General features: G+C 64.1%; 22 protein-coding genes, 1 pseudogene and 1 riboswitch. Of the genes and pseudogenes, 15 read left to right on the top strand and 8 right to left on the bottom strand.

The genetic code is table 11. The features are described 5' to 3' along the window. Positions 1–294: 294 nt before the first annotated feature. Positions 295–801 carry a DUF2059 domain-containing protein gene (locus PW843_08705; GenBank protein ID MDE1146689.1) on the bottom strand — a complete coding sequence of 169 codons (507 nt, stop codon included), beginning with the start codon at positions 799–801 and terminating at the stop codon, positions 295–297. A gap of 188 nt (positions 802–989) precedes the next feature. Further along, entirely contained in the window at positions 990–1970 is a 981-nt protein-coding gene (locus PW843_08710; GenBank protein MDE1146690.1) for a sulfate ABC transporter substrate-binding protein, read from the bottom strand. 558 nt (positions 1971–2528) lie between these two features. On the opposite strand from PW843_08710, the gene cysG reads away from it, so the two are divergent. The 6 genes from cysG to sugE all read left to right on the top strand — a co-directional run bounded on the left by cysG (position 2529) and on the right by sugE (position 7759). After that, the gene (cysG, locus tag PW843_08715) at positions 2529–4013 is read left to right on the top strand and encodes a siroheme synthase CysG (protein MDE1146691.1); all 1485 of its coding nucleotides are present in this window, start codon (positions 2529–2531) and stop codon (positions 4011–4013) included. Between the two features lie 15 nt (positions 4014–4028). Then, positions 4029–4340 (top strand): DUF2849 domain-containing protein, encoded by a 312-nt coding sequence (locus tag PW843_08720; protein ID MDE1146692.1) that lies wholly within the window; start codon positions 4029–4031, stop codon positions 4338–4340. Positions 4341–4398: 58 nt separating this feature from the next. Further along, complete coding sequence (locus tag PW843_08725) at positions 4399–6123, top strand: nitrite/sulfite reductase (GenBank protein ID MDE1146693.1); 1725 nt, start codon at positions 4399–4401, stop codon at positions 6121–6123. Continuing rightward, entirely contained in the window at positions 6110–6622 is a 513-nt protein-coding gene (locus PW843_08730; GenBank protein ID MDE1146694.1) for a DUF934 domain-containing protein, read from the top strand. Before PW843_08725 ends, PW843_08730 begins: the two co-directional genes overlap by 14 nt. Further along, positions 6619–7350, top strand: coding sequence for a phosphoadenylyl-sulfate reductase (locus tag PW843_08735; GenBank protein MDE1146695.1), 732 nt, complete (start codon positions 6619–6621; stop codon positions 7348–7350). Before PW843_08730 ends, PW843_08735 begins: the two co-directional genes overlap by 4 nt. Before the next feature lie 94 nt (positions 7351–7444). Beyond that, entirely contained in the window at positions 7445–7759 is a 315-nt protein-coding gene (gene sugE / locus PW843_08740) for a quaternary ammonium compound efflux SMR transporter SugE (GenBank protein MDE1146696.1), read from the top strand. 77 nt (positions 7760–7836) lie between these two features. Here sugE and PW843_08745 read toward each other — a convergent pair whose 3' ends face one another. Further along, entirely contained in the window at positions 7837–8223 is a 387-nt protein-coding gene (locus PW843_08745) for a hypothetical protein (protein MDE1146697.1), read from the bottom strand. Positions 8224–8317: 94 nt separating this feature from the next. On the opposite strand from PW843_08745, the gene PW843_08750 reads away from it, so the two are divergent. Beyond that, the gene (locus PW843_08750) at positions 8318–8872 is read left to right on the top strand and encodes a hypothetical protein (GenBank protein ID MDE1146698.1); all 555 of its coding nucleotides are present in this window, start codon (positions 8318–8320) and stop codon (positions 8870–8872) included. Positions 8873–8877: 5 nt separating this feature from the next. On the opposite strand, the gene PW843_08755 is transcribed toward PW843_08750, so the two are convergent. The 3 genes from PW843_08755 to PW843_08765 form a co-directional block, all read right to left on the bottom strand. Next, positions 8878–9798, bottom strand: a complete 921-nt coding sequence (locus PW843_08755; GenBank protein ID MDE1146699.1) for an AraC family transcriptional regulator — start codon at positions 9796–9798, stop codon at positions 8878–8880. A 98-nt stretch (positions 9799–9896) separates the two neighbouring features. Further along, positions 9897–11237 carry a divalent metal cation transporter gene (locus PW843_08760; protein MDE1146700.1) on the bottom strand — a complete coding sequence of 447 codons (1341 nt, stop codon included), beginning with the start codon at positions 11235–11237 and terminating at the stop codon, positions 9897–9899. Between the two features lie 84 nt (positions 11238–11321). Beyond that, entirely contained in the window at positions 11322–11789 is a 468-nt protein-coding gene (locus tag PW843_08765) for a hypothetical protein (protein MDE1146701.1), read from the bottom strand. 1064 nt (positions 11790–12853) lie between these two features. Here PW843_08765 and PW843_08770 point away from each other — a divergent pair. Genes PW843_08770 through PW843_08780 form a run of 3 tightly spaced genes read left to right on the top strand, consistent with a single transcriptional unit; the run spans position 12854 to position 16135 of the window. Next, positions 12854–13387 carry a hypothetical protein gene (locus tag PW843_08770; protein MDE1146702.1) on the top strand — a complete coding sequence of 178 codons (534 nt, stop codon included), beginning with the start codon at positions 12854–12856 and terminating at the stop codon, positions 13385–13387. A 31-nt stretch (positions 13388–13418) separates the two neighbouring features. Next, the gene (locus PW843_08775) at positions 13419–13826 is read left to right on the top strand and encodes a MucR family transcriptional regulator (protein ID MDE1146703.1); all 408 of its coding nucleotides are present in this window, start codon (positions 13419–13421) and stop codon (positions 13824–13826) included. Continuing rightward, a complete protein-coding gene (locus tag PW843_08780; protein ID MDE1146704.1) occupies positions 13823–16135 on the top strand; it encodes a hypothetical protein in 2313 nt (770 codons plus the stop codon). The genes PW843_08775 and PW843_08780 overlap by 4 nt, the downstream gene beginning before the upstream one ends. Before the next feature lie 36 nt (positions 16136–16171). On the opposite strand, the pseudogene PW843_08785 reads toward PW843_08780, so the two are convergent. Then, positions 16172–16738, bottom strand: a pseudogene (locus PW843_08785) (IS3 family transposase). A 19-nt stretch (positions 16739–16757) separates the two neighbouring features. Here PW843_08785 and PW843_08790 point away from each other — a divergent pair. The 4 genes from PW843_08790 (at position 16758) to PW843_08805 (ending at position 20969) form a co-directional block, all read left to right on the top strand. Next, positions 16758–16928, top strand: a complete 171-nt coding sequence (locus PW843_08790; GenBank protein MDE1146705.1) for a hypothetical protein — start codon at positions 16758–16760, stop codon at positions 16926–16928. Positions 16929–17083: 155 nt separating this feature from the next. Then, positions 17084–17296: riboswitch (cobalamin riboswitch) on the top strand. Positions 17297–17406: 110 nt separating this feature from the next. Next, on the top strand, positions 17407–19347 hold the full coding sequence (locus PW843_08795; GenBank protein MDE1146706.1) for a ribonucleoside-diphosphate reductase subunit alpha: 1941 nt from the start codon (positions 17407–17409) through the stop codon (positions 19345–19347). Continuing rightward, positions 19338–20435 carry a ribonucleotide-diphosphate reductase subunit beta gene (locus PW843_08800; protein ID MDE1146707.1) on the top strand — a complete coding sequence of 366 codons (1098 nt, stop codon included), beginning with the start codon at positions 19338–19340 and terminating at the stop codon, positions 20433–20435. Before PW843_08795 ends, PW843_08800 begins: the two co-directional genes overlap by 10 nt. Before the next feature lie 99 nt (positions 20436–20534). Beyond that, positions 20535–20969 (top strand): hypothetical protein, encoded by a 435-nt coding sequence (locus PW843_08805; GenBank protein MDE1146708.1) that lies wholly within the window; start codon positions 20535–20537, stop codon positions 20967–20969. A gap of 233 nt (positions 20970–21202) precedes the next feature. Here the strand turns inward: PW843_08805 and PW843_08810 are convergent, their stop codons facing one another. Next, the gene (locus PW843_08810) at positions 21203–22111 is read right to left on the bottom strand and encodes a LysR family transcriptional regulator (GenBank protein ID MDE1146709.1); all 909 of its coding nucleotides are present in this window, start codon (positions 22109–22111) and stop codon (positions 21203–21205) included. A 110-nt stretch (positions 22112–22221) separates the two neighbouring features. Here PW843_08810 and metE point away from each other — a divergent pair, with 110 nt between their 5' ends. Continuing rightward, on the top strand, positions 22222–24516 hold the full coding sequence (metE, locus tag PW843_08815; GenBank protein MDE1146710.1) for a 5-methyltetrahydropteroyltriglutamate--homocysteine S-methyltransferase: 2295 nt from the start codon (positions 22222–22224) through the stop codon (positions 24514–24516). The last annotated feature ends 63 nt before the right edge of the window (positions 24517–24579 follow it).

Genomic DNA, 24579 nt, shown 5'->3' on the forward strand with positions numbered 1-24579 from the left:
AATAATTCCAATTATAAAATGCGCGGCCGTGTGCACCTGCGGCATGCCTGCCTGGCGGCGGCGCGCGGGTGGCGGCCCCTTGCATTGGCGGCGGCCCTTCCCAAGGCCATCCTTTATGCGAAACATCCCGGCGAACAGGGAATTGGCCGGACTGACCGACAGGCGGCAGGGGCGGCGATGGCCATCCCCTTCTTGCAAAGACGGCCCTCATCTTAAAGGCAGGACGGCGACGCGTCACCTGTCCGATTGCCAACTAATCCCCCTGGATCAGTTGGCAATCGGCGGTCGCGTTCCTTAATGGGGAATGGTCAGACCGGCCTTCTGGCACTCCGCCATGAAGTTCAAGGCCACCGGGGTGACGCTTTGCGTCAACGTCGTCCTGGATTCCGTGATGGTCTGTTGCACCAAGGACGGCATCTCACTGCGCAGCTTGCGGCCCGCGGGGGTCTCATAGAACGCCAGGATGGCCTGCAACTCCCCCTCGGTGAAATGTTCGGCATAGAGTTGGATGATCTTCTCGAATATGGGGTCCAGGGCCTGCTTGAAGCCCGGCACCAGTTCCTTATCGACCAACCCCTGGACCTCTGCCTCACGCCCTGGATTCGCGGCCTTGATCCTGGCGGCCAGGGGCTGGACCATGGTGGGCAACAGCTGCTGCACCAGCCCCACGGCATTGGTCTTTTCAACCAGGGTGCGGGCCAGTTCCAGCGTCTTGGGCGTCGATGTGGCCGTCTGCGCCCAGGCGGGTGCGGCCATCAACAACGAAACGCCGATCAGGCCGGCCGTTATCTTTTTGAGCAATTCCCTCTCCCCCAATCGAAACGATGATTATGAACGCCGGCACGGGTGGCCGGCGTTCGCATTATCGCCCCGGTTTCAGGCCGTAGATAGGGGAGGCGCCACCTTCGCGCGAAAGGTCGCAGGCACAGACACCAACGGCCGGGAAAACCCGGCCGTTGTGACTTTGGGGGCAATAGTGCGGCGCGGGCTCAGCCCGGCTGGTACAGCTGGTCGAAGCTGCCGCCATCGGCGAAGTGGGCCTTGTGGGCGTCGTTCCAGCCGCCAAAGGTATTGATGTCGAACAGGTCGATCTTGGCGAACTTGTTCTGCACCTCCTGCAACACCACCGGATCACGCGGGCGGTAGAAGTGCTTGGTCGCCAGGATCTGGGCCGGCTGGGTGTACAGGGTCTGGAGGTAGGCCTCCGCCACGCGGCGGGTGCCGTGGCGGTCCACCACCTTGTCCACCACCGCCACCGGCGGTTCCGCCAGGACGGAGACGGACGGCGTCACCAGTTCGAATTCGCCCGGGCCCAGTTCCTGGATGGCCAGATAGGCCTCATTCTCCCAGGCCAGCAGCACGTCGCCCAGGCCGCGCTGCACGAAGGTGGTGGTGGCGCCGCGCGCCCCGGTGTCCAGCACCGGCACCTTCTTGAACAACGCCTTGATGTAGTCGCGCGCGGCCGCGTCACCACCCTTGGCACGGGCATAGCCCCAGGCCGCCAGATAGTTCCAGCGGGCGCCGCCCGACGTCTTGGGATTGGGGGTGATGACATCGATCCCCGGCTTCAGCAGATCCGGCCAGTCCTTGATGCCCTTGGGGTTGCCCTTGCGCACCAGGAACACGATCGTGCTGGTGTATGGTGTGGAATTGAAGGGCAGGCGCTTTTGCCAATCCTTGCCGATCAGGCCGCCGTTTTCGACGATGGCGTCGATGTCGTAGGCCAGCGCCAGGGTGACGACGTCGGCCTCCAGCCCATCGATCACGGCGCGGGCCTGCTTGCCCGACCCGCCGTGCGAGGTGTTGACGCTGACCTGGTCGCCATTGGCGGCCTTCGCCCATTCCTTGGCGAACAGCTCATTGTATTCCTTGTAGAATTCGCGCGTCGGGTCATACGACACGTTCAGCAGCTGCGAGGCGGAGCGCGCGCGTACCGAGCCGAACACGGCTAAGCCGGCGGCACCTGCCATGGCGGTCAACAGCGTCCTGCGTTGCATTCGAATTCCCCCTCGATGGATCGGGGGCCCGGCCGGAACGGGGCCCCGTGGCGCCGGCCGATGCAGCCCCTGGTTAGGGCGCAGCAAGCCTAACGCGCTTTTGCGTTGTTGATCCCCATCACAAACGACACCTCAATCTGTGTCAACAGAAACATAAATGACAAGATCGTTGTGTTGTTACTGTCAGGCAGCGCCATCGTGCCTTTCATATCTTGCGGACCGTTGATTTGCCTTGATTTCGAGCAATTCACCTTTCGGCCGATGTGAATCCGCACCCATCTTACGCTATCCCTGTGCATGGCAGTGTTGCGGGGCACCCCGACATGCCCATCCCAAGGGCACTCGCATCCCCGGCAATATCCGTACAGGTCCTTGCGCCAAAAGCGTTTTTTGTTTCCCGGTGCCGGACTGTGGCAGGGACGTCACGGCCCCCTCCTATCCCCCCGGCCAGACCCTTGAACCTCGACAAACTTGCCGATTACGAACACATTATGAGGGAACATCAGCGCTTTCACAGGACTATTCTGTATAATGACCGCCCCCTTCCCCCTTTTCCTGACGCTGACCGGCCAGACGGTGCTGATCGTCGGTGGGGGGGAGCTTGCCTTGCGCAAGGCGCGACTGGTGGCGGGGCAGGCGGGTACGGATGGCCGTGGCGCCCGGCTGGTGGTGGTGGCGCCCGACGTGCAGCCCGACCTTGCGGCCCTGGCGCAGGAGGTGCGCCACCGCCCCTTCGCCGACAGCGACCTGGACGGCGTGACCCTGGTGTTCGCAGCCGGCGAGGATGATGTGGAGGCCGCCCGCGTGGCCGCCCTGGCCCGAGCCCGCGGCCTGCTGGTCAATGTGCCGGACCGGCCGGCCCTGTCCAGCTTCATCATGCCGGCCATCATCGACCGCGCGCCCGTCACCGTCGCCATTTCCACCGGCGGCGCCTCACCCGTGCTGGCCCGCCGCCTGCGCGCCCGGCTGGAGGCGGCGCTGGAGCCCGGCCTGGGCCGACTGGCGTTCTTCCTGGATGGCTTCCGCACCGCCGTGCGCGCCGTGAAGACCGATGAGACCGCCCGCCGCCGCTTCTGGGAACGGGTGATCGACGGCCCCATCGCCCGCCGTTTCCTGGCCGGGGATGAGGCCGGCGCGCACGAGCAGTTGGTGAAGGCGCTGAACGCCAGCGGCGAGGGTGCGATCGAAGGCGGTTCCGTCGCCCTGGTCGGCGCCGGCCCCGGCGACCCCGACCTTCTGACCCTGCGGGCCCTGCGCGTGCTGCAGGACGCCGACGTGGTCGTCCACGACAAGCTGGTGGACGAGCGCATTCTGGACTACGTCCGCCGCGACGCCCGCCGCATCTACGTGGGCAAAAGCAAATCCTGCCACACCCTGAGCCAGGGTGAGATCAACGCCCTGCTGGTGCGCGAGGCCCAGGCCGGCCACCGCGTGGTGCGGCTGAAAGGCGGCGACCCCTTCATCTTCGGCCGGGGGGGCGAGGAGATGGTGGTGTTGCGCGCCGCCGGCATCCCCGTCGAGCTGGTGCCCGGCATCACCGCCGCCGTGGGCTGTGCCGCCGCCACCGGCATCCCGCTGACCCATCGTGGCCTGGCCCAGGGCATCACCGTCATCACCGCCCACGGCGCCGGCCCGGCCGGCGAAGGGGCGGAGCCCCCCCTGGACTGGCCGGCCCTGGCCCGCCTGGACCATACGCTGGCGATCTATATGGGCCTGAGCAAGGCCGGCCTGGTGGCCGAACGCCTGATCGCCGCCGGCAAGGCGCCGGGCACGCCCGCCGCCCTGGTGGAGAACGGCACCCGGCCGGACCAGGTGCTGGCCGTGGGCACGCTGGCCCAGCTGGGTGAGCTGGCCGTCCGCCACGCCCTGAAGGGCCCGGCCCTGATCCTGGTGGGCGAGGTCGTGTCCTTGGCCGACCCCGCCCAGATCGCCGCAGACGTTTTCGCCCAAACCACTCCCACCTCGGGGCGCTTCGGCGACACGACCCCCGGGGCGGGCTTCAAAGCCGCTGTTTGAAAGAGGATTTGCGTCATGGCCCGCGTTACCGACGCCCCCAAGGTCGTCACCGCCAACCGCCTGCAGGACGGCGCCGTCGTCTGGCTTGACCGGGCCGGCGTCTGGTCGACCAACGTGGCCGAGGCTGAGGTGCATGCCGAGGCCACGGGGACGGAAGCGGCGCTGGCCGTGGCGCGCGCCTCCGCCGCGCGGCAGGAGGTGGTGGAGCCTTACGCCATCGACGTGGTGGTCACGGAAGGTGCGGCCCCGCAGCCCGTCAAGGTTCGGGAGCAGATCCGCGCCGCCGGCCCCAGCATCGACGCCATCCCGGTCGGCTTCGCCGCCTGAAACAAAAAAGCGCCTGTCGCGTTCCCGCATGAACAAAGATTACGCAGAGCCTGCCGTCATGAGCCCCTCAGCCGCCGCCACCCGCCCCCTTGATCCGCCCAAGGATCTGCCCGACAGCACCGCCGGTATCTACCACTACGACCAGGTGGACCGGCAGTTCCTGAGGGAGCGGGTGGAGCAGTTCCGCCGCCAGGTGGATCGCCGCCTGTCGGGTGAACTGACGGAGGATGAGTTCAAGCCGCTGCGCCTGATGAACGGGCTGTACCTGCAGTTGCACGCCTACATGCTGCGCATCGCCGTGCCCTACGGCGTGCTGACCAGCCGGCAGTTGAGCCAGCTGGCACACATCGCCCGGGTCTACGACAAGGGCTTCGGCCACTTCACCACCCGCCAGAACCTGCAGCTGAACTGGATCAAGCTGGTGGACGTGCCGGCCATCCTGGACCTGCTGGCGGCGGTGGACCTGCACGCCATCCAAACCAGCGGCAACTGCATCCGCAACGTCACGTCCGACCAGTTCGCCGGCGTGGCAGATGACGAGGTGGTGGACCCCCGGCATTACGCCGAGGTGCTGCGCCAGTGGTCGACCCTGCACCCGGAATTCACCTTCCTGCCGCGCAAGTTCAAGATCGCCATCACCGGCAGCGCCACCGACCGCGCCGCCGTCTGCATCCACGACGTCGGCCTGCTGGTGAAGCGCGACGCCGACGGCCGCGTGGGGTTTGAGGTCTATGTCGGCGGCGGCCTGGGCCGCACGCCCTTCATCGGCAAGAAGCTGCGCGACTTCCTGCCCGAGGATGAGCTGATCGCCTATCTGGAGGCGGTGCTGCGCGTCTACAACGCCTATGGTCGGCGCGACAACATCTACAAGGCGCGCATCAAGATCCTGGTGCACGAACTGGGCATCGACACCTTCCGCCAGGAGGTGGAGGCCGAGTACGCCCGCATGTCGCCGGAGACCTACCGCCTGGACGCCGCCATCATCGACGGCATCAGGGCCCGCTTCGCCAGCCAGCCCTATGAGGCGCTGCCGCCGGTGTCTGGCGCCCTGGGCCGGGCGCGGCTGGAGGATCACACCTTCAACCGCTGGGTCCGCACCAACGTGGCCGCCCACCGCCAGCCGGGCTATGCCATCGCCACCATCACCCTGAAGCCGGCGGGCGGCATCCCGGGCGACGCCTCGGCCGACCAGATGGACGCCATCGCCACCCTGGCCGACCGCTACAGCTTCGGCGAACTGCGGGTGACACATGAGCAGAACCTGGTGCTGGCCCACGTGCGCCAGGACGATCTGCACGCCCTGTGGAAGGAACTGTCCAAGATCGGCTTCGGCGAGGCCAATTCCGGCCTGATCACCGACATCATCGCCTGTCCCGGCCTGGACTACTGCGCGCTGGCCAACGCACGCTCCATCCCGCTGGCGCAGCGCATCTCCGAACGTTTCGCGGATTTGGACCGGCAGCACGACATCGGTGAGCTGAAGATCAAGATCAGCGGCTGCATCAACGCCTGCGGCCATCACCATGTCGGCCACATCGGCATCCTGGGTGTCGATAAGAAGGGCGTTGAGGCCTATCAGCTGACCCTGGGCGGCACGGCGGCGACCGAGGGCGCCATCGGCGACATCCTGGGCCCGGCCATGTCGGCGGATGAGGCGCTGGACGCCATCGAAGGCGTGGTCGGCGTTTATTTGGAACGGCGGCAGGACGGGGAACGCTTCCTCGACACCCTGACCCGCATCGGACATACCCCGTTCAAGGACAAGGTCTATGCCGCTCATTGAATCCGGAGCCCTGGTGGCGGACCCCTGGGTGCGCCTGGGCGACGATGACGCCCTGCCGTCGTCGGACGTGCCGGTCATCGTCAGCCTGGCGCGCTTCCGCAAGGAGCGCGACACCCTGGCCGGCCGCAACGGCGGCCTGGGCGTGTTCCTGACCAGCGACCAGCACCCCAAGGACATCGCCGCCGACCTGTCGGACTTCGCCCTGGTGGCGCTGGACTTCCCCAAGTTCCGTGATGGCCGCGGCTTCACCGTGGCGCGCGAACTGCGGGAACATCTGGGCTATCGCGGTGTCATCCGCGCCGTGGGCCACACCATTCCCGACCAGTACCTGTTCCTGGTGCGCTGTGGCGTGACCCAGGTGGAAATCCCCGACGGCCGCGATGTCGCCCCTTGGGCGCACGCGCTGAAGGAAATCGACGTAGCCTACCAGGTGTCGGTGGCGGGGCCCCTGCCCCTGGCCCGCCTGGCGCGCCACAAGCGTCCGGAGAATGCGGCATGACCACGCTGGCGGAGCCTGACATAGCGAAGCGGGGTGCCGACCTGGCACGGGCCTATGCCGGACTGACCGGCCCAGCCCTGCTGGAACCCTTGCTGACCCGGGAGTTGAAGGGCCAGATCGCGCTGGTCTCCTCCTTCGGGGCGGAATCGGCCGTGCTGCTGCACATGGTGGCGGAGATCGACCGGGCCACGCCGGTCATCTTCCTGAACACCGGCAAGCTGTTCGGCGAAACCCTGCGCTACCGCCGCGACCTGATCGCGCGCCTGGGCCTGACCGACGCGCGGGAGATCAAGCCGCTGGCGGAGGCCGAGGCGGCCAATGACGCCGACGGCATGCTGTGGCGCCGCGACCCGGACGCCTGCTGCCGCTTCCGCAAGGTGGAACCGCTGGAGCGCGCCCTGAGCGGCTTCGGCGCCTGGATCACCGGCCGCAAGCGTTTCCAGGCCGCCACCCGCGCCGACCTGGTGACCATCGAGGCGGCGGACGGCCGCCTGAAGGTCAACCCGCTGGCCGACTGGGGCCGTGACGATTTGGTGGCCTATCTGGATCGCCACGATTTGCCGCGCCATCCGTTGGAGGCCGACGGCTACCTGTCCATCGGCTGCATGCCCTGCACCGACCGCGTGGCGGCGGGCGACGACATCCGGTCCGGCCGCTGGTCGGGCATGGGCAAGACGGAATGCGGCATCCATCTGCCGCTGCCCGCCGTGGCCGCCCCCAGCGTCTAACGAGTAAAACCGGGGACGACCCCGGGTCCGGGACGGTGGCTGTTCCGGGCGATCCTCCGGCGGGGACGGCCCTGCGCTTTACCGGAGAGATGCCATGGCATGGCTATGGTTGTTGCTGGCCGGCCTATCGGAAGTGGGCTGGGCCGTGGGCCTGAAATACACCGACGGCTTCACCCGTCTTTTGCCATCCGTCCTGACCCTGACCGCCATGGGCGTCAGCCTGGGCCTGCTGGGCCTTGCCCTGCGCACCTTGCCCTTGGGTACGGCCTACGCGGTGTGGACCGGCGTCGGCACCATCGGCACCGTCATCGCCGGCATCATCCTGTTCAACGAGCCCGCCACCGTCCTGCGCCTGGCCTGCATCGCCCTGATCACCGCCGGCATCGCGGGATTGAAGCTGGCGCACTGACGCCGGCTGGCAACCGCGTTCCACCGGCCGCAACGGCGCGCAATCCTCGCCATGGCTCTTCGCGTAGCCTGCCGCCATCATGACGGTGATGGACGGAGCGGTTGATGAGCGGCGGGCGGAATTGGCGTGAGATTTACGAAGGCGGCAGTGTCGAGGCCGAGCGCGAAATTTTCCTGGCGCTGGCCCGCGACATGCTGGCCGTGCAGGAAAGCAACCGGCAGAAGACCGGCGCCGCCCACCCCGGCCGCACCCTGCATGCCAAGTGGGTGGCGGGGGTCACCGATGCCCGGCTGGTGGTGGACGCGGACTTGGCACCCGAATTCCGCGTCGCCTGGTTCCAGCCGGGCGCCGACCTGACGACCGCCATGCGCCTGTCCAACGCCAGCGGCGTGCCCCAGCCCGATGGCGTGCCGGACATGCGGGGTGCGGCGCTGAAGATCACCCTGCCCGACGGTGGGGTTCATGACCTGCTGATGACCAGCTTCCCGGCCTCACACGCCCGCGACGCCCGCCAGTTCGTGGAATTCGCACGTCATCGCCTCGGGCCCGCGCGAAACCATGGGCGCGCGCCTGGTCGCCGCTTTCGGCGAGGCGGAGACCCAGCGCATGATGGCCAACATCCGCCAGGGTTTCCGCCCCTGCCCCAGTCTGGCGCTGGAGCGGTTCTGGAGCCGGGGCGCCGTGCTGTGGAGCGGCCAGCCGGTACGCTTCGACCTGCGACCCGTCCCCGACGCACCGCCCGCGACGGGCGCCCCGGCCGACGGGCCCGACGCCCTGCGCCTGGAACTGGCCGCCCGCCTGGCGGCCGGCGACGTGCGTTATCGCCTGGCCTTGCAGCGCTACGTGGATGAGGAAAACACGCCCATCGAAGATGGAACGGTGGAATGGCGGGAAGAGGTGTCGCCGCCGGTAGCGGTGGCGACCTTGACCATTCCCCAGCGCGACTTGCTGGATGAAGCGGCCCGGGCACAGGCGGCGGCCGTGGACGCCCTGGCCTTCAACCCCTGGAACGCCCCGGCGGAGTTCCGGCCGCTGGGCAACCTGAACCGGGCCCGGGGCGTGGTCTACGGCATGAGCGCCCGGCGCTGGCAGGCCGTGACGCCTGAGGCCTGATGTCGCTAACGCGCCCGGCGGAGATGGCCCCGTTCGCGCGCGTACGCCCCGGGCGTGCAGCCGACCTGCCGCTGGAAGCGGCGGGTGAAATGGCTCTGATCGGCGAAACCCGCCACCAGGGCCACCTGCGCCAGCGACAAGGCACCGTCCGCGATCAGGGCCTGGGCACGGTGAATGCGGCACCGTTCCACATAGGCGCCGACGGTCACGCCCGTGGCCCGCTTGAACAGGCGGGTGAGGTGGAAACGGCTGACACCTACCAGATCCGCCAGTTCGGCCAGGCCGATGCGCCGGTCGAGATTGTCCTCGATATAGTCGGTCAGCCGCGCCAGCTCCACAGCACTCAAGCTCGCCGTGCCCGCCGCCGGGGCCGGGTCGAAGGCGTTATGGCTGCGCAGCAGATGGGCGGCCAGGGCGCAGGATAGGGCATCGGCGATCAGGCGCTGCGCCGGATGGGGCGGACGGTCCAGTTCGCCCATCAAGGTCAGGGCGATGTGCCCGATCACCGTGTCACGCATCTCAAAGACGTTGCGGATCTCGAAAGGGGCCGCACGCCGCCCCAGCTGCTCTGCCGCCGTGGCGACCAGGGCGGTGGGAATGCGCAGGCGGGCGGAAGCGGCGGCGTCCCCTTCCCAGGCGGAATCATGACCGGCCGGCATCATCAGGGACATGCCGGTCGAGAACAGGCCGGCATGCGCCTTCCCGTCCCGCGTCTGGATCAGCCGGGCGCCACCGCCCGGGCAATAACAGATCAGGTGGTGGTCGTAGGCCGGCATGCGCAGGGAATAGCCGGGCAAGGAGCCGTAGACGTCCATGGTGACGCCGGCCCAGTCGCGGTCCCGGGTGCTGCACAGCGGCGCCCAGGGCAGGGCGCCGACAACATCCTGGATGGTGATCGCGGCGGCCGGGGGATGACGCTTGCTCACGATCGGCCGCTCTCCGGAAGGGGGTGGCCGTCATCTTTGCCAAGCCGCGCGCGCGTCGCAACCCCGGAACCGTTAGGGCTCACTGTGATGTCGCCGCCTCACATCACCCAGGTGACCACCATGCCGATGTCCACCACCGCCATGGCGGCCATGGACAGCCAGCCCAGGGTGCGCAGCACCGGCGGCAGGGTGAAATCGCCCATGATGTCGCGGCGGCTGGTCATGCGCATCATCAGCACCATGACGGGTACCGCCACCACGCCGTTGACCACGGCACTCCAGAACAGGGCCTTCACCGGATCGATGTCGATCACGTTCATGGCGCAGCCCACCACCATGGCGGCCAGGATGGCGCCGTAGAAGGCCTTGGCCTTGGAAGGCGCGCGTGCCAGGCCCACCGGCCAGCGCCGCGCCTCCCCCAGGGCATAGGCGGCGGACCCGGCCAGCACCGGCAGGGCCAGCAGGCCGGTGCCGATGATGCCCAGCGCGAAGATTGCGAAGGCGAAGGTGCCGGCGATGGGGCGCAGGGCCTCCGCCGCCTGGGATGAGGTCTCGATGTTGGTGATGCCGTGGGCGTGTAGGGTGGCGGCGGTGGTGATGATGATGAACAGCGCCACACCGTTGGACAGCAGCATGCCGATCATGGTGTCCAGGCGGATACGGCGGAATTCCTCCGGCCCCTGTTCTGGCGCCTTCTTCAGGGGTCGGGCGTCGGGATCGCCCTTTTCCTCCTCCACCTCCTGGTCCGCCTGCCAGAAGAACAGATAGGGGCTGATGGTGGTGCCGAACACCGCAACCACCGCCACCAGGTATTCCGACTTCAGCGACAGGGGTGGGTGGACGATGGCGCGGCCCAGCTCCGCCCAGGGGATGGGCACGACGAAGACGGTGGCGACATAGGCGAACAGCGACAGCGTCAGCCATTTCAGGATGGAGACATAGCGGCAGTACGGCACGAAGATCTGCAGCAACGCCGAACCCGCCCCGAACAGCATGACGTACAGCCAGATGGGCCCGCCGATCAGCAGGCCCAGGGCCGCCGCCATGGCGCCCAAATCGGCACCGATGTTGACCACGTTGGCCGCCACCAGCAGCACGACGATGCTGTTGATGGTGATGGGTGGATAATAGCGCCGCAGGTTGCCGGCGATGCCGTGGCCGGTGACGCGGCCGATACGGGCGGCGATTTCCTGGATGGCCGCCATCAGGGGGTATGTGAGCACCAGGGTCCACACCAGGCCGTAGCCGAACTGCGCCCCCACCTGGGAATATGTGGCGATGCCGCTGGGGTCGTCGTCGGAGGCGCCGGTGACCAGGCCCGGCCCCAGGCACTGCCAGATGGTCTTGCGCCGGGGCGGCGGCTGGGACGGTGGTCCCCCGCCGGGAATGGAGCCGGCGGACACAGGCGTGGTTCCGGACACCGGCTCCCAAGTATCCATGGCGCTTCGCTCCCGTCCGTATTTGGGGGCGGGGGCACGTGCCTGGCACGGCGTGCCCCCGATACTTATCCCCGGAATACTGGATCAAGGACGGGAACGAACTTTTGGTTCCACCAGGGGTTGGTCTTCTTTCCTCATAGACCGGTGCCCGCCGGCGGCTGGCGGGGTGATGAAAAGGCCTGTGGCGGCCTGAGTTCCGGAATGATTCATTCCGCGAACGATGGTCGCCGGGCCATAGCCAACCGTGGCCATCATCCGGCCGCGGAAGGCGCCCACATCGCGCGACGCCAGCATGGTCATCCGCATCAGGCTGATCTGGTCGTCCAGGATCGCGGCCAAGTAGCCCTTCTCCCTGTCGCCCCCCGCCTTGCTAGGCGTGATCTCCACCTGATACCGGCGGATCAGGTCGCCCCGGGGGTTGTCCACCTCGGTGCGATCCACGAAGACGCCCCGGGAGATTTCCGATTCCATCTCGGTGGCCCAACGCTTCGCATCGGGCATGGTCTCGAAGGTTTTGGATTGGGTAGGGAAGCCGGTGCGCCGGATCTTCACCTGCTAGCCAATGACCTGGCCATCCCGATTCTTCCGGGGGCCGATGGTAGCCATGGGAAAACTGTCTCCGCTGGGTGTCCCGCAGAGCCATTTGTCCCCAGATTGTCCCGCAAAATCCAGCCGAAACGCTGGAGGCGTGGCGTCCCCTACGGGAGGGTGCGCCACCTGGCCCCCAAGTGATTGGGCCGCTTGGCATAGACGCCACCAGATCTTGATGATCCGCGTGTGGCACGAGCGTATGCCACGTCGATAGTGGACGCAAGAGGATAGGCCCTGCATTGAGCCCCCGTAAGCGTCAGCGCAGCCACGCCTTCCCATGGCGTTATTGATGGGCATGCTTGCCGCTCGGCTTGAACGGTGGGCGCATGGACGACGTGACGGTGATCGGCAAGGGGGCATCCACACCATCAGTTCATGACCGACGCAAGTTCTATGACTTGGAATAAGGAGGGGAACTGCTTCGGTTGCCAAGCCTGTCCAACCAATAACGCAGCTTCTGGATGCCGTCCGGCGAAACGGAAACCTGAGACAGGTCGGCACCGATCTTTCGGGCTTCGCTGGGCGCCATGCCGAAACGGCGCCTAAACGCGGCTAAAATGGGCATCGCTGCCAAAGCCGTAGGTGTAAGCGACTTCGCCAACCCCAACGGCGCGCCCCCGGTCGCGGCTGCGTGTGAGTTCCGCGAAGCAGCGATCCAGGCGGCGGGTTTGAATGAAGACCGCGACCCCACCCTCGTCCTCGAACAGCCGGTACAAGGTCGCCCGGGACATTCGGAATGCCGCTGCCAGGTGTAAATCGGCTTGATCAAATGACCCTACCGACTTCAACGGAATCAAACGGATACCGCGCCGATCAGCGTCCAAGCCGCGCGCCGATTAACACCGAGACGGCGAAGACGGCTCGGGGAGCGGCGCGGGGCGGCACGTGTAGAGCCTGGCCGACCCTATGGGAGCGGGGCGCACCAAGAAATCCCGCCCTCTCTCGCCCTCAGAAGAACACTCCCGCTTGCGACACGTTCCAATCGTCCCCATGTCCCGCCGGGACAACATAAACGGGGAGCTCCGATGCCGTTTGGCACCTTTCTCGCGCATACCCTGCTGGCCCATACCTCCATCGCCGGAAAGACGCTTTCCGGCATCTTCGGCCTGTTGACGGAAAGCCGCCTGAATATCGACACTATCCCATCAAGAAAGCTGGCATGGCGTGCCCGCTTCGCGGCGGGGCTCTTCTTCAGCATGAGTTTCTGCGCACTGATCAACCTCGGCCTCGCGCCATTCCTGGGCGACACCCTCTTGTCGACTGCAGCCTTTCTCGGCTATCTGCTGGCCGCAAGCGCAGGTTTCCACACCTTCATGCTGATCATAGTCAGCTACCCCTCCCGCCAAAGGGCAGGCTTGCGGCGGGCCGCAAATGAGAATGTCCAGCGCGGCATCATGACGGCACTTCTTTTTCTTTATGCCGCCACGACTATTGTCGGAGCTAGGTGGGACGACCTTCTCAGCATAAGGCTGGTGGCAATCCCCTTCTTCGGTTTTGCGATCCTGCTGCCGTTCTTATTCAGCCGCACCTACTTGTGGCTCGGGAGCACCATCCGTTAGACTCTGAACAAATTCACAAGAGCCGAACACCATGACCGAATTCCTGGAAGAGACTGCCGCCATCGTCGCCAGCTACGTAGCTGGGAATCAAATCCCGGCGACCGAACTGCCCGGCCTGATCCGCAACGTGCATGACGGCCTCCAAGCCCTCACGGCTCCCCCGCAGCCCATCCTCGAACCGGAGAAACTGACCCCGGCGGTTCCCGTCCGCCGGTCTGTGACACCGGAATACATCATCTGCCTCGAAGACGGCAAAAAGCTGAAGATGCTGAAGCGCCATTTGCGCTCGGCCTACGGCCTGACACCGGAGGAATACCGGGAGAAGTGGGGCCTGCCCGCCGACTACCCAATGACCGCGCCGAACTATGCGCAGACGCGCTCAAAGCTGGCGACGCAAGCGGGGTTGGGCACGCGGAAAACAGCCAAGAGACAACCATGAAGAAGAAAAGAAGCAATAAAAGAAATCCACATAGGAAAAGTAATGGGACAGATTTCACATTAACCGAACATCCATTATCGGGAATTGATCCACACGCGCTGAAAGCTGCAATGAAAGCAGTTGCCGAGAGAGAGACTCTTGCTTTCAACGGCTATATTTCACGCATCAATGACATATTTAGCAAAAAAGACCCCGCACAGATTATTTCCATATTTTCCGCTTATGCCTCATTCACGACCGTATCGGCAACCGGGGTCAGCACAAAAAGCATGATGCCTGATGTTCAGCAACATCATGTTGAAATGCTACAGGCGCTATCCCTTGCGATACCTGCGGAGAGATGGGGATTAGATCTCGCTATACCTCAAGACGTTCAGAATATTTCCGACTCCATCCGAAAATTAACGGAGGCTTTTGCTTACCGTCGCCATCTTGTAACTGAAGGAAAAATAACCCAATCAGAAAAGGTGGTTCTATCTCTGCAAGAGAAACTACGACTTCATACGCAGTCCGTTCGAAATTGGGGATACTTCTCGAATGTCGTCACCATCTCCAATGATCTATATAGGCCATTAGATGAGATACTCAAGAAATACCACGGATTCAGCGCAACAGAACTTCTTGCTGTTTCCAATTCCCTCTTGGAGCTAATAGAGGGGCGCGTTAGCGACAGATTTAAGCTCCTTAAGCGTGTGTTTCGCGAACACACGCCCATTAAGTTAGTGAAATCATATCATAAGACTTTTCCGAATCTCTCAGAAATTTCTGACGAAAAGGCACGGGAGTTTGTATCTGATAAAAGCTTTGAGGAAGTAAAATTCTGCATACTGTCTCATGCTGATCTCTTTTTATCTAAGATGATGACCGTCAGCGCCGGCGACATCTCTCAGAGAATTGGCGTTAATAATGACGCTGTGCTGAAGATATTAGCCAGCCTCTCCCTGTCGCCCGGAGCTCTCGCCAACGGAAATCCGGAGCATTTCTTCCTGAGCAATCCAATCTGGAGCGCTCCTCTCATCCGAATGGGCGAAGATTTCTTCTGCCCATTGCCCCAAGCCATTTTCAGCCACGTTCACACCGTAATTCGGCGACTCGCAGATATGGCAAAGGCCAATGAAGCCCTTGGAAAGTGCCGATCTTCATATTTAGAAAACAAAGCCCAGAATATTATTTCTTCAGTGTTCCAAGATAACGCCCCATTGATTAATAAGAAATGGCACACGGGCATCCCGAGCGAACAATATGAGACCGATCTTCTTGTTGTGGTAGATTCTATAATTATTATTATAGAATGCAAATCTCATGCGCTTACCCCAACCGGTCTTCGTGGGCTGCCCGAGCGTGTTAAACGGCATATCGACGAATTGATACTCGGCCCGTCTATTCAATCCGCTCGCCTGGAAGATCAGATTTGGCGAGCAAAGTCGGGAGACGTAGAGGCAATAAGCGGACTCGCCAACTTCGACCTCGACTTTAAGAGAATAGAATCTATCGTTAGGATTTCAGTCACACTTGACGATTTTTCGATATTATCCTCTTCTGAATTAGATCTTAAGGAAGCTGGTTGGATACCTGAAAGTGTCCAGCTAGCCCCAACCATGAATATTGCTGACTTTGAATGCGTTGCTGATCTTCTGAATCGGCCTGCCTTCTTTGTTCATTATATGAAGGAAAGAAGCAGAATACAAAAATCGATGGAGATTTATGCGGATGAACTAGACTTTTTGGGATTCTATATGCAAACTGGATTTAATATATGGGATATAGAAAGCCAAGACGTCAGAGTTTCAATTTCGGGAATGTCTAGAGATGTCGATCACTATTATTCCAGTCGCGACGCTGGTGTTCGTGCACGAAAGCCCAGCCCAAAGATTCATCCGTACTTTTCTGATCTTATTAGGGCAATACAATCTAGGAAGTTTCCAGGATGGCTTTCTGTTTCAATTGATCTTCTTTATACCGGAGATTATTCCATCCAGAAGCAGATTGTAGCTGGAATCGCTTCAAATAAATTAAATGTTAAAAGAAACTGGCGGGACCCAGAACACATATCTTCGTTAATTTTGAAACCCCCACCTCACAGGGACGTTTCTTTTGTATTTTATCTGTATCCTCCACATCTATCAAACACACGCAGAGAATCCGCTGACAATCTCATTCAAAACACCCTTGAAACAACTGAATGTGGTAGATGCGTTCTTATCGGAAAGAATCTGAACAATACAACATCGCCATATAACTTCATTGTCATCGCTAATAAATCCGACGACAAAGACTATGCTGAGGAAGCCGTAACCATTCCCATATGAACCGCACCGGGATTGTTGGAGGCCGTTTGGTTTGAGTCAGGCGGCCATGGTAGGGGTGTCCGTCATGGCGTGGAATCGTGCCTCGGCTTCGGCTGGCGGGATGTTGCCGATGGATCCCAGGATCCGCCGGTGGTTGAACCAGTCAACCCATTCCAAGGTGGCGCACTCGACGACCTCGAAGGATCGCCATGGTCCACGCCGGTGGATCACCTCGGCCTTGTAGAGGCCGTTGATGGTTTCCGCCAGAGCGTTGTCGTAGCTGTCGCCGACGCTGCCGGCCGAGGGCTCGATCCCGGCGTCGGCCAGGCGCTCGGTGTATTTGATGCTGACGTATTGAACGCCCCTGTCCGAATGGTGAGCCAGGCCGCCGTGCTTGGCTGGTCGCCTGCCATGCAGGGCTTGCTCCAGGGCGTCGAGCACGAAGGCGGCATGGGCTGTCCGCGACACCCGCCAGCCGACGACGCGCCGGGCGTAGGCGTCGATGACGAAGGCCACGTAGACGAAGCCCTGCCAGGTGGCGACGTAGGTGAAGTCCGACAGCCACAGCGTGTTCGGCCGGGGCGCATGGAATTGCCGATTGACGTGATCCAGCGGACAGGGTGACCATTGCCTGGAGGTCGCCGTGTTGCAGGGGCACACGGGCAAGGTCAGGGACTTCGCGCAGGCCATCATCGCGGAGCGCGACGTCAGGCACGGCACCGTCGCCCATGTGCCGGTGGATGTCGGCGCGGAACCCCACAGCCATGGCCATGGGGCGCCTCATGACCATGGGCACGCCCGGCCCAAAGGCTGAAAAACTCCGTAAAAGTTCAAAGAATTCAGAAAAAGTCCGAACAAGTCCGACTTTGTCCGAGGATCTCCGACAAAGTCGGAAAAAATCGGAGATCGCACCGCCCATGGCCATGGCGATGGCCGCAGTTCCCTCTTGACGCTCGCCCGCACCAGGAACAAGATTTGGACGTTCACGGTCCCTGGACTACTAAATCTAGGGCTAAGAGGGAAGCCAGTGCGCCCTGTCGAAAGGGCAATGCCGGCGCTGCCCCCGCAACTGTAAGCGGTGAGCGGCCGTTCCATCAGCCACTGGCGCCACCCGCGCCGGGAAGGCGGAGCGGTCGCATCGACCCGCGAGCCAGGAGACCTGCCGTGATCGCTAGAACGTCCTCGGGCGGGGTGTCCCGATGGTCGCTTGGCGTGTGCCTGCCCGCTGGATGGCGCCCGCCTTCGCGCCATCTCTTCCCGCGTCCGTTCCGTTTCAACCATGGGGGATGCAGATGTCCGCGCTTGCCTACGACCTCGACCAGAACGGCCACCTCGTGCCGCTCACCCGTCCGGCGCCGCCGCCGGCCCCGGCGGAGCGCGCGGCCGAACCCCGGGCGGCGGAGCACCGCGCGCCGCTGATCCCGCCGCTGGCGCCGCGCCCCCAGCCGGCCGACCTGGTGCTGGACCGCGCCCGCGACGACCTGCTGACGCCCTTCGGCAAGGCCACCTTGCAGGACCGCTACCTGCTGCCGGGTGAGAGCTTCCAGGACATGTTCGCCCGCGTGTCCTGCGCCTTCGCCGACGACAAGGACCACGCCCAGCGCCTGTACGACGCCATGTCGCGGCTGTGGTTCATGCCGGCCACCCCCATCCTGTCCAACGGCGGCACCACACGCGGCCTGCCCATTTCCTGCTTCCTGAACACGGTGCCGGACTCGCTGGACGGCATCGTCGGCACCTGGAACGAGAACGTGGCGCTGGCCTCCAACGGCGGCGGCATCGGCACCTATTGGGGCAAGGTGCGGTCCATCGGGGAGCCGGTGAAGGGTTCCGGCGTCACGTCGGGCATCATCCCCTTCATCCACGTCATGGACGGCCTGACCCTGGCCATCAGCCAGGGGTCCTTGCGACGCGGATCGGCGGCCTGCTACCTCGACATCCACCATCCGGAGATCGAGGAGTTCCTGGAGATCCGCAAGTCCTCCGGCGACTTCAACCGCAAGGGCCTGAACCTCCACCACGGCATCAACATCACCGACGCCTTCATGGACGCGGTGCGCGACAACACCCCCTTCCCCCTGAAAAGCCCCAAGACGGGGGAGACGCTGCGCAAGGTCAACGCCCGCCAGCTGTGGCAGCGCATCCTGGAAACCCGGATGCACACGGGCGAGCCCTACCTGCTGTTCATCGACGCCGTGAACCGGGCGCTGCCCAAGCACCAGCGCGAGCTGGGGCTGAAGGTCACCAGTTCCAACCTGTGCAGCGAGATCGTGCTGCCCACCGGGCCGGACCACCGGGACGAGGAACGCACGGCCGTCTGCTGCCTGTCCTCCCTCAACCTGGAAACCTGGGATGAGTGGCAGGGCGAGGAAGGCTTCGTCGAAGACGTGCTGCGCATGCTGGACAACGTGCTGACCCATTTCATCGAGGTGGCGCCCGACGGCATGGCGCGCGCCCGCTATTCCGCCCTGCGCGAGCGGTCGGTGGGCCTGGGCGTCATGGGTTTCCATTCCTTCCTGCAGGCCCGCGGCATCCCCTTCGAAAGCGCCATGGCCAAGTCCTGGAACCTCAACATCTTCCGCAAGATCCGGCGGCAGGCGGACGCCGCCTCCGTCCTGCTGGCGGAGGAGCGCGGCCCCTGCCTGGACGCGCAGGAGCGGGGCATGAAGGCGCGCTTCAGCCACAAGATCGCCATCGCCCCCACCGCCAGCATCAGCATCATCTGCGGCGGCACCAGCGCCTGTGTGGAGCCCATCCCGGCCAACGTCTACAACCACAAGACCCTGTCCGGCGCCTTCGTCGTGCGCAACCCGCACCTGGGCCGGCTGTTGGCGGCCAAGGGCCTGGACACGCAAGAGGTTTGGCAGTCCATCGTGGAGCATGAAGGCTCCGTCCAGCACCTCGACGGTCTGAGCGAGGATGAGAAGGCCATCTACCGCACGGCGTTCGAGATCGACCAGCGCTGGATCATCGACCTGGCGGCCGATCGCACGCCCTTCATCTGCCAGAGCCAGTCGCTGAACCTTTACCTGCCGGCGGACATCGAGAAGTGGGACCTGCACATGCTGCACTGGTCGGCATGGAAGCGGGGGATCAAGAGCCTCTACTACTGCCGTTCCAAATCCATCAGCCGCGCCGCCGTCGCCGGCCGGCTGGAACAGGCGCCCGCTGCGGCCGCCCCCACCGCGCCCACCACCCGTACCGACTATGAGGAGTGCCTGGCATGCCAGTGACCGGCCTTTCCCACCTGGACCCGCACACCCTGGTCGGCACCGGCCGCGTCGGCCTGCTGACCGGCACCGGCAGCTACGATGTGGAGCGCTATCCCTGGGCCTATGAGTTCTGGAAGCGCCAGCAACAGACCCACTGGATGGGGGAGGAGGTGCCGCTGGGCGCCGACATCAAGGACTGGGCGTCGGATCGGGTGACGGATGCCGAGCGCGCCCTGCTGACCCAGATCTTCCGCTTCTTCACCCAGTCGGACGTGGAGGTGGGCGACAATTACCTGAAGCGCTACATCCCCTTGTTCCAGCCCCTGGAAATCCAGATGATGATGGCCGCCTTCTCCAACATGGAGACGGTGCACATCGACGCCTACGCCCTGCTGCTGAAGACCCTGGGCATGCCGAACACGGAGTTCGCGGCCTTCCGCAATTACCGGGAGATGCAGGCCAAGGCGGACTACATGCACACCTTCGGCGTCAACACGGTGGCGGACGTGGCCCGCACGCTGGCCATGTTCGGCGCCTTCACCGAGGGCATGGCCCTGTTCGCCAGCTTCGCCATGCTGCTGAACTTCCCCCGCCACAATAAGATGAGCGGCATGGGCCAGATCGTCAGCTGGTCGGTGCGGGATGAGAGCCTGCACTGCGAAGGCATCATCCGCCTGTTCCATGAGTGGAACCGCGAGACCGGCGCTGTCACCGCCACCGTGCGCCACGACATCATCGACGTGGCCAAGACCATGGTGGGCCTGGAGGAAGGCTTCATCGACCTGGCGTTCGAGTTGGGCGAGGTCCAGGGCATGACCGCGCCCGACATCAAATCCTATGTCCACTACATCGCCGACTGGCGCCTGACCCAGCTGCGCCTGCCGCCCGTGTTCGGCTATTTCACCGAGGCCGACAGCGACTACCGCCAGGTCCGCCCCCACCCGCTGCCCTGGCTGGTGGAGATCCTGAACGGCGTGGAGCACGCCAACTTCTTCGAGCAGCGGGCGACGGAGTACAGCAAGGCCGCGAGCAGCGGCAGTTGGGACGGCGACGACGGGGTGTGGGCGGCGTTCGATAAGGGGGAGGCGGGGCGGGGCCGGGCGGCGTGATGTTGCAACATTAACGTGCCGCGCAGCAACTAAAGTGTTAAACATTAAGTGAGCTTAAACTAACCTGGCCTTACTCAACTTCTAACTGGTAGCTCCACCATGCGCCTCCCTTTATTGGTCATCGCGTTAGTTGGCCTTGCCTTCCCCAATACGTCCATGGCGGCTCCTCGCCTTCACATAACCTGTGGATCGAGAGAGGGGAATACCATCAATCCAGCGGGTGTCCTGTTGGATAAAGTAGTTGATATTCCGAGCAATATTTCCATAACTGAGGGCATCGCTTCCCCCAATGCCATGCAAAAATCTGGGGAACGCTCAATAGAAATAAAGGGGAAAGCATACTTTAATGAGACTGGGCAGGTCGTGTTTTTAGGGCGCGCTGTTTGCGTTCAGCAAATTGGACAAGCCTCCTATGAAAGGATAGGTCCCAATCGCATCAAAGATCAAACATTCACTGCCAAATCGGGAATTATAATAATTGAACCTGATAATAGATCCGAAAATCTCGTCGTAAAATTTGAATACCTTCCCTAAATTGCCATGATTTCCTACTCGGTCGCGCATATGGCGCAAACCTCATAACCACCTGATCTACTGCCAGTGGCCGGCCAATGTCGGGGAAGGTGTGCTATGGGCGATGGCGGTCGAGGCCAACAGGGGCAGTGGCGTTCAATGAAGGGAAGCTTTAGCGCTTCTCCCTCTCAGGAAGCGTGAACTTGAAACTCAGCGTTTGATGCGAGGCCAACGAACAGGTCTCAGCCCCCGCACTAAGCGCCGCCCACCGCGTCCCGCCGGCTGAGCGCCAAATCGACGAAGGCTCGCAGGTAGTCGATGTCGCCATCGGCCTCGCGGTAGCCCAGGAAGATCTGTTTGGCCACGCCTTGCGGCCCCAAGCGCACCGGCGTGACCCCGAACTTGGGCCCCAGTTCCTCGACCAGCCAGCGCGGCAGGGCGGCGACGCCGCGTCCGTGCGCCACCATCAGCAGCATGATGTCGGTGGTCTCGATGGGCTTGTGCTGCCGGGGGCTGACCCCGGCCGGCATGAGGAACTGGGTGTAGATGTCCAGGCGGTCGGGCGGCACCGGATAGGTGATCAGCGTCTCGTCCGCCATCTGCTGCGGCTCCACGAACTCGGCGTCGCGCAGCCGGTGATCGGGGCCGACCACCAGCACCTGCTCGTAATCGAACACCGGCTCGAACCGCAACCCCGGTTTGAACAACGGATCCGGCGTCACCAGCATGTCGATGTCGTAGCCGAACAGGGCACCGATACCCCCGAACTGCACCTTCTGCCGGACGTCCAGGTCCACCTTGGGCCAGGCGTCCAGATAGGGGGCGGCGATCTTCAGCAGCCACTGGTAACAGGGGTGGCACTCCATGCCGATGCGCAGCTTGCCCCGCTCGCCCTGCGCGAACTGGCGCAGGCGCTCCTCCGCGTGGGACAGCTGCGGCAGCAGGCGGTTGGCCACGGCCAGCAGCCACTCCCCCGCCTGGGTCGGCCGCAGGCTGCGCCCCTCCCGCCGCCAGACGGGCGTGCCGATCTGGTCCTCCAGCTTGCGCATGGCGTGGCTCAGCGCCGACTGGGTCAGGTTCAGCCGATCGGCCGCCGCCGTCAGCGAGCCCTGCTGGTCAACCTCGCGGATGATGGCCAGGTGGATGCGTTCCAGGATCGCCATGCGGCCGCCCCATATGAATGAAGTTCATCGATTGATGAATTCATACCATTTTTGTTCATGGGTAGCAGTCCCTATGGTCCGCCTCATCCTCCCTCCTGAAGGCGATATCCATGGCAACGACCCACAACCTCGGCTTCCCCCGCATCGGCGCCAAGCGTGAACTGAAGTTCGCGCAGGAGGCCTACTGGAAGGGCCAGTCCACCCGCGATGACCTGATCCAGGTCGGCGCCGACCTGCGCGCCCGCCACTGGCGCGACCAGGCAGCGCTGGACTTGGTGCCCGTGGGCGACTTCGCCTTTTACGACCAGGTGCTGGACATGAGCTTCACCCTGGGCAACCTGCCGGAGCGGGTGCGGGGCTTCCACGGCGACGCCCTGGACAACTACTTCCGCGTGGCCCGTGGCCGCTCCGCCCAGTCCGCCGAGGAGCATGCCGAGTGCTGCGGCGGTGTCGCCGCCGGTGAGATGACCAAGTGGTTCGATACCAACTACCACTACATCGTGCCGGAGTTCGACGCTGGCACCCAGTTCACCCTGGACACCACCCGCCTGCTGGCGCAACTGGCCGAGGCCCAGGCGCTGGGCGTGAAGGCCAAGCCGGTGATCATCGGCCCCGTCACCTACCTGGCACTGGGCAAGGCCAAGGATGGCTCGGACAAGCTGGCCCTGCTGCTCCGCCTGCTGCCGATCTATGCCGAGCTGCTGGCGGCGCTGGCCGGCCAGGGGGTTGAGTGGGTGCAGGTGGATGAGCCCATCCTGGTGACCGAGTTGGCCCCGGAATGGCAGGCCGCCTTCACCCAGGCCTACCAAGCCCTGAAGACCGACACCGTCAAGCTGCTGCTGGCCACGTACTTCGGCCCGCTGAAGGAGAACCTGCCCCTGGCCGCCGGCCTGCCGGTGCAAGGCCTCCACCTGGACACCATCAACGCCCGTGATGAGGTCGACGCCCTGACCCAGGCCGTGCCCGCCGACCGCATCATCTCCCTGGGCGTCGTCAATGGCCGCAACATCTGGAAGACCGACCTGGAGGCGGTGCTGGCCTGGCTGGAGCCGGTGGCGAAGACCCTGGGCGACCGCCTGTGGATCGCGCCCTCCTGCTCCCTGCTGCATGTGCCGGTGGATCTGGGCAATGAGCGCAAGCTGGACGCGGAGATCAAGTCCTGGCTGGCCTTCGCGGTGCAGAAGCTGGAGGAAATCACCGTCCTGGCCACGGCACTCAGCCAGGGCCGCGCCGCCGTCGAGACCGAACTGGCCGCCAACCGCGCCGCCATCACCGCCCGCCGCACCTCTCCCCGGGTCAACAACCCGGCGGTGAAGGCGGCCGTGGCCCGCATCGACGCCGCCCTGGGCCAGCGCAAGAGCGTCTACGCGGCGCGCGCGGCCAAGCAGGCGGCCCTGCTGAACCTGCCGCTGTTCCCCACCACCACCATCGGCTCCTTCCCCCAGACCATCGAGATCCGCCACGCCCGCAGCCAGTTCAAGGCCGGATCCATCGACGCCGCCGCCTATACCGAGGCCATGCGCGGTGAGATCGCGCGCAGCGTGCGCGAGCAGGAGGCCCTGGGCTTGGACGTGCTGGTGCATGGCGAGGCCGAGCGCAACGACATGGTGGAGTATTTCGGGGAGCGACTGGACGGTTACGCCTTCAGCCAGGGCGGCTGGGTGCAGTCCTACGGCTCGCGCTGCGTGAAGCCGCCCATCCTGTTCGGCGACATCAGCCGGCCCAAGGCCATGACGGTGGAGTGGATCACCTACGCCGCCTCCCTGACCGCCAAGCCCATGAAGGGCATGCTGACCGGCCCGGTCACCATCCTGAACTGGTCCTTCGTGCGCGACGACCAGCCCCGATCCACCTCCTGCCTGCAACTGGCGCTCGCCATCCGGGAGGAGGTGCTGGATCTGGAGAAGGCCGGCGTGCGCGTCATCCAGATCGACGAGGCTGCCCTGCGTGAGGGCCTGCCCCTGCGCCGGGCCCAGTGGCGGGAGAACCTGGACTGGGCGGTGGAGAGCTTCCGCATCACCGCCAATGGGGTGGCCGATGAGACGCAGATCCACACCCACATGTGCTACTCGGAGTTCAACGACATCATCGCGTCCATCGCCGACATGGACGCCGACGTCATCACCATCGAGACCTCGCGGTCGGACATGGAACTGCTGGGCGCCTTCGACGACTTCAACTACCCCAACCAGATCGGCCCGGGCGTCTACGACATCCACTCGCCCAACATCCCGACCGAGGACCACATCGTCGGCCTGATGCGGAAGGCGGCCGAGCGCATTCCCGCCGACCGCTTGTGGGTCAATCCAGACTGCGGCCTGAAGACCCGCCAGTGGACCGAGGTCATCCCGGCCCTGACCAGCATGGTCAGCGCCGCCAAGACCCTACGCGCCACCGTTTCCTGACCTGACATCCATGCGCGGGCGGAAGGGGGCGACCCTTTCCGCCCGCGCGGACCTTTGCCTGAG

The sequence above is a fragment of the Azospirillaceae bacterium genome, assembly GCA_028283825.1.
Taxonomy (GTDB): domain Bacteria; phylum Pseudomonadota; class Alphaproteobacteria; order Azospirillales; family Azospirillaceae; genus Nitrospirillum.

Coding starts and splice junctions, on each gene's coding strand:
- PW843_08710 (MDE1146690.1), bottom strand. CDS start 1,970: ATGGCAGGTGCCGCCGGCTTAGCCGTGTTCGGCTCGGTACGCGCGCGC.
- cysG (MDE1146691.1), top strand. CDS start 2,529: ATGACCGCCCCCTTCCCCCTTTTCCTGACGCTGACCGGCCAGACGGTG.
- PW843_08720 (MDE1146692.1), top strand. CDS start 4,029: ATGGCCCGCGTTACCGACGCCCCCAAGGTCGTCACCGCCAACCGCCTG.
- PW843_08725 (MDE1146693.1), top strand. CDS start 4,399: ATGAGCCCCTCAGCCGCCGCCACCCGCCCCCTTGATCCGCCCAAGGAT.
- PW843_08730 (MDE1146694.1), top strand. CDS start 6,110: ATGCCGCTCATTGAATCCGGAGCCCTGGTGGCGGACCCCTGGGTGCGC.
- PW843_08735 (MDE1146695.1), top strand. CDS start 6,619: ATGACCACGCTGGCGGAGCCTGACATAGCGAAGCGGGGTGCCGACCTG.
- sugE (MDE1146696.1), top strand. CDS start 7,445: ATGGCATGGCTATGGTTGTTGCTGGCCGGCCTATCGGAAGTGGGCTGG.
- PW843_08745 (MDE1146697.1), bottom strand. CDS start 8,223: ATGAACCCCACCGTCGGGCAGGGTGATCTTCAGCGCCGCACCCCGCAT.
- PW843_08750 (MDE1146698.1), top strand. CDS start 8,318: ATGGGCGCGCGCCTGGTCGCCGCTTTCGGCGAGGCGGAGACCCAGCGC.
- PW843_08760 (MDE1146700.1), bottom strand. CDS start 11,237: ATGGATACTTGGGAGCCGGTGTCCGGAACCACGCCTGTGTCCGCCGGC.
- PW843_08770 (MDE1146702.1), top strand. CDS start 12,854: ATGCCGTTTGGCACCTTTCTCGCGCATACCCTGCTGGCCCATACCTCC.
- PW843_08775 (MDE1146703.1), top strand. CDS start 13,419: ATGACCGAATTCCTGGAAGAGACTGCCGCCATCGTCGCCAGCTACGTA.
- PW843_08780 (MDE1146704.1), top strand. CDS start 13,823: ATGAAGAAGAAAAGAAGCAATAAAAGAAATCCACATAGGAAAAGTAAT.
- PW843_08795 (MDE1146706.1), top strand. CDS start 17,407: ATGTCCGCGCTTGCCTACGACCTCGACCAGAACGGCCACCTCGTGCCG.
- PW843_08800 (MDE1146707.1), top strand. CDS start 19,338: ATGCCAGTGACCGGCCTTTCCCACCTGGACCCGCACACCCTGGTCGGC.
- PW843_08805 (MDE1146708.1), top strand. CDS start 20,535: ATGCGCCTCCCTTTATTGGTCATCGCGTTAGTTGGCCTTGCCTTCCCC.
- PW843_08810 (MDE1146709.1), bottom strand. CDS start 22,111: ATGGCGATCCTGGAACGCATCCACCTGGCCATCATCCGCGAGGTTGAC.
- metE (MDE1146710.1), top strand. CDS start 22,222: ATGGCAACGACCCACAACCTCGGCTTCCCCCGCATCGGCGCCAAGCGT.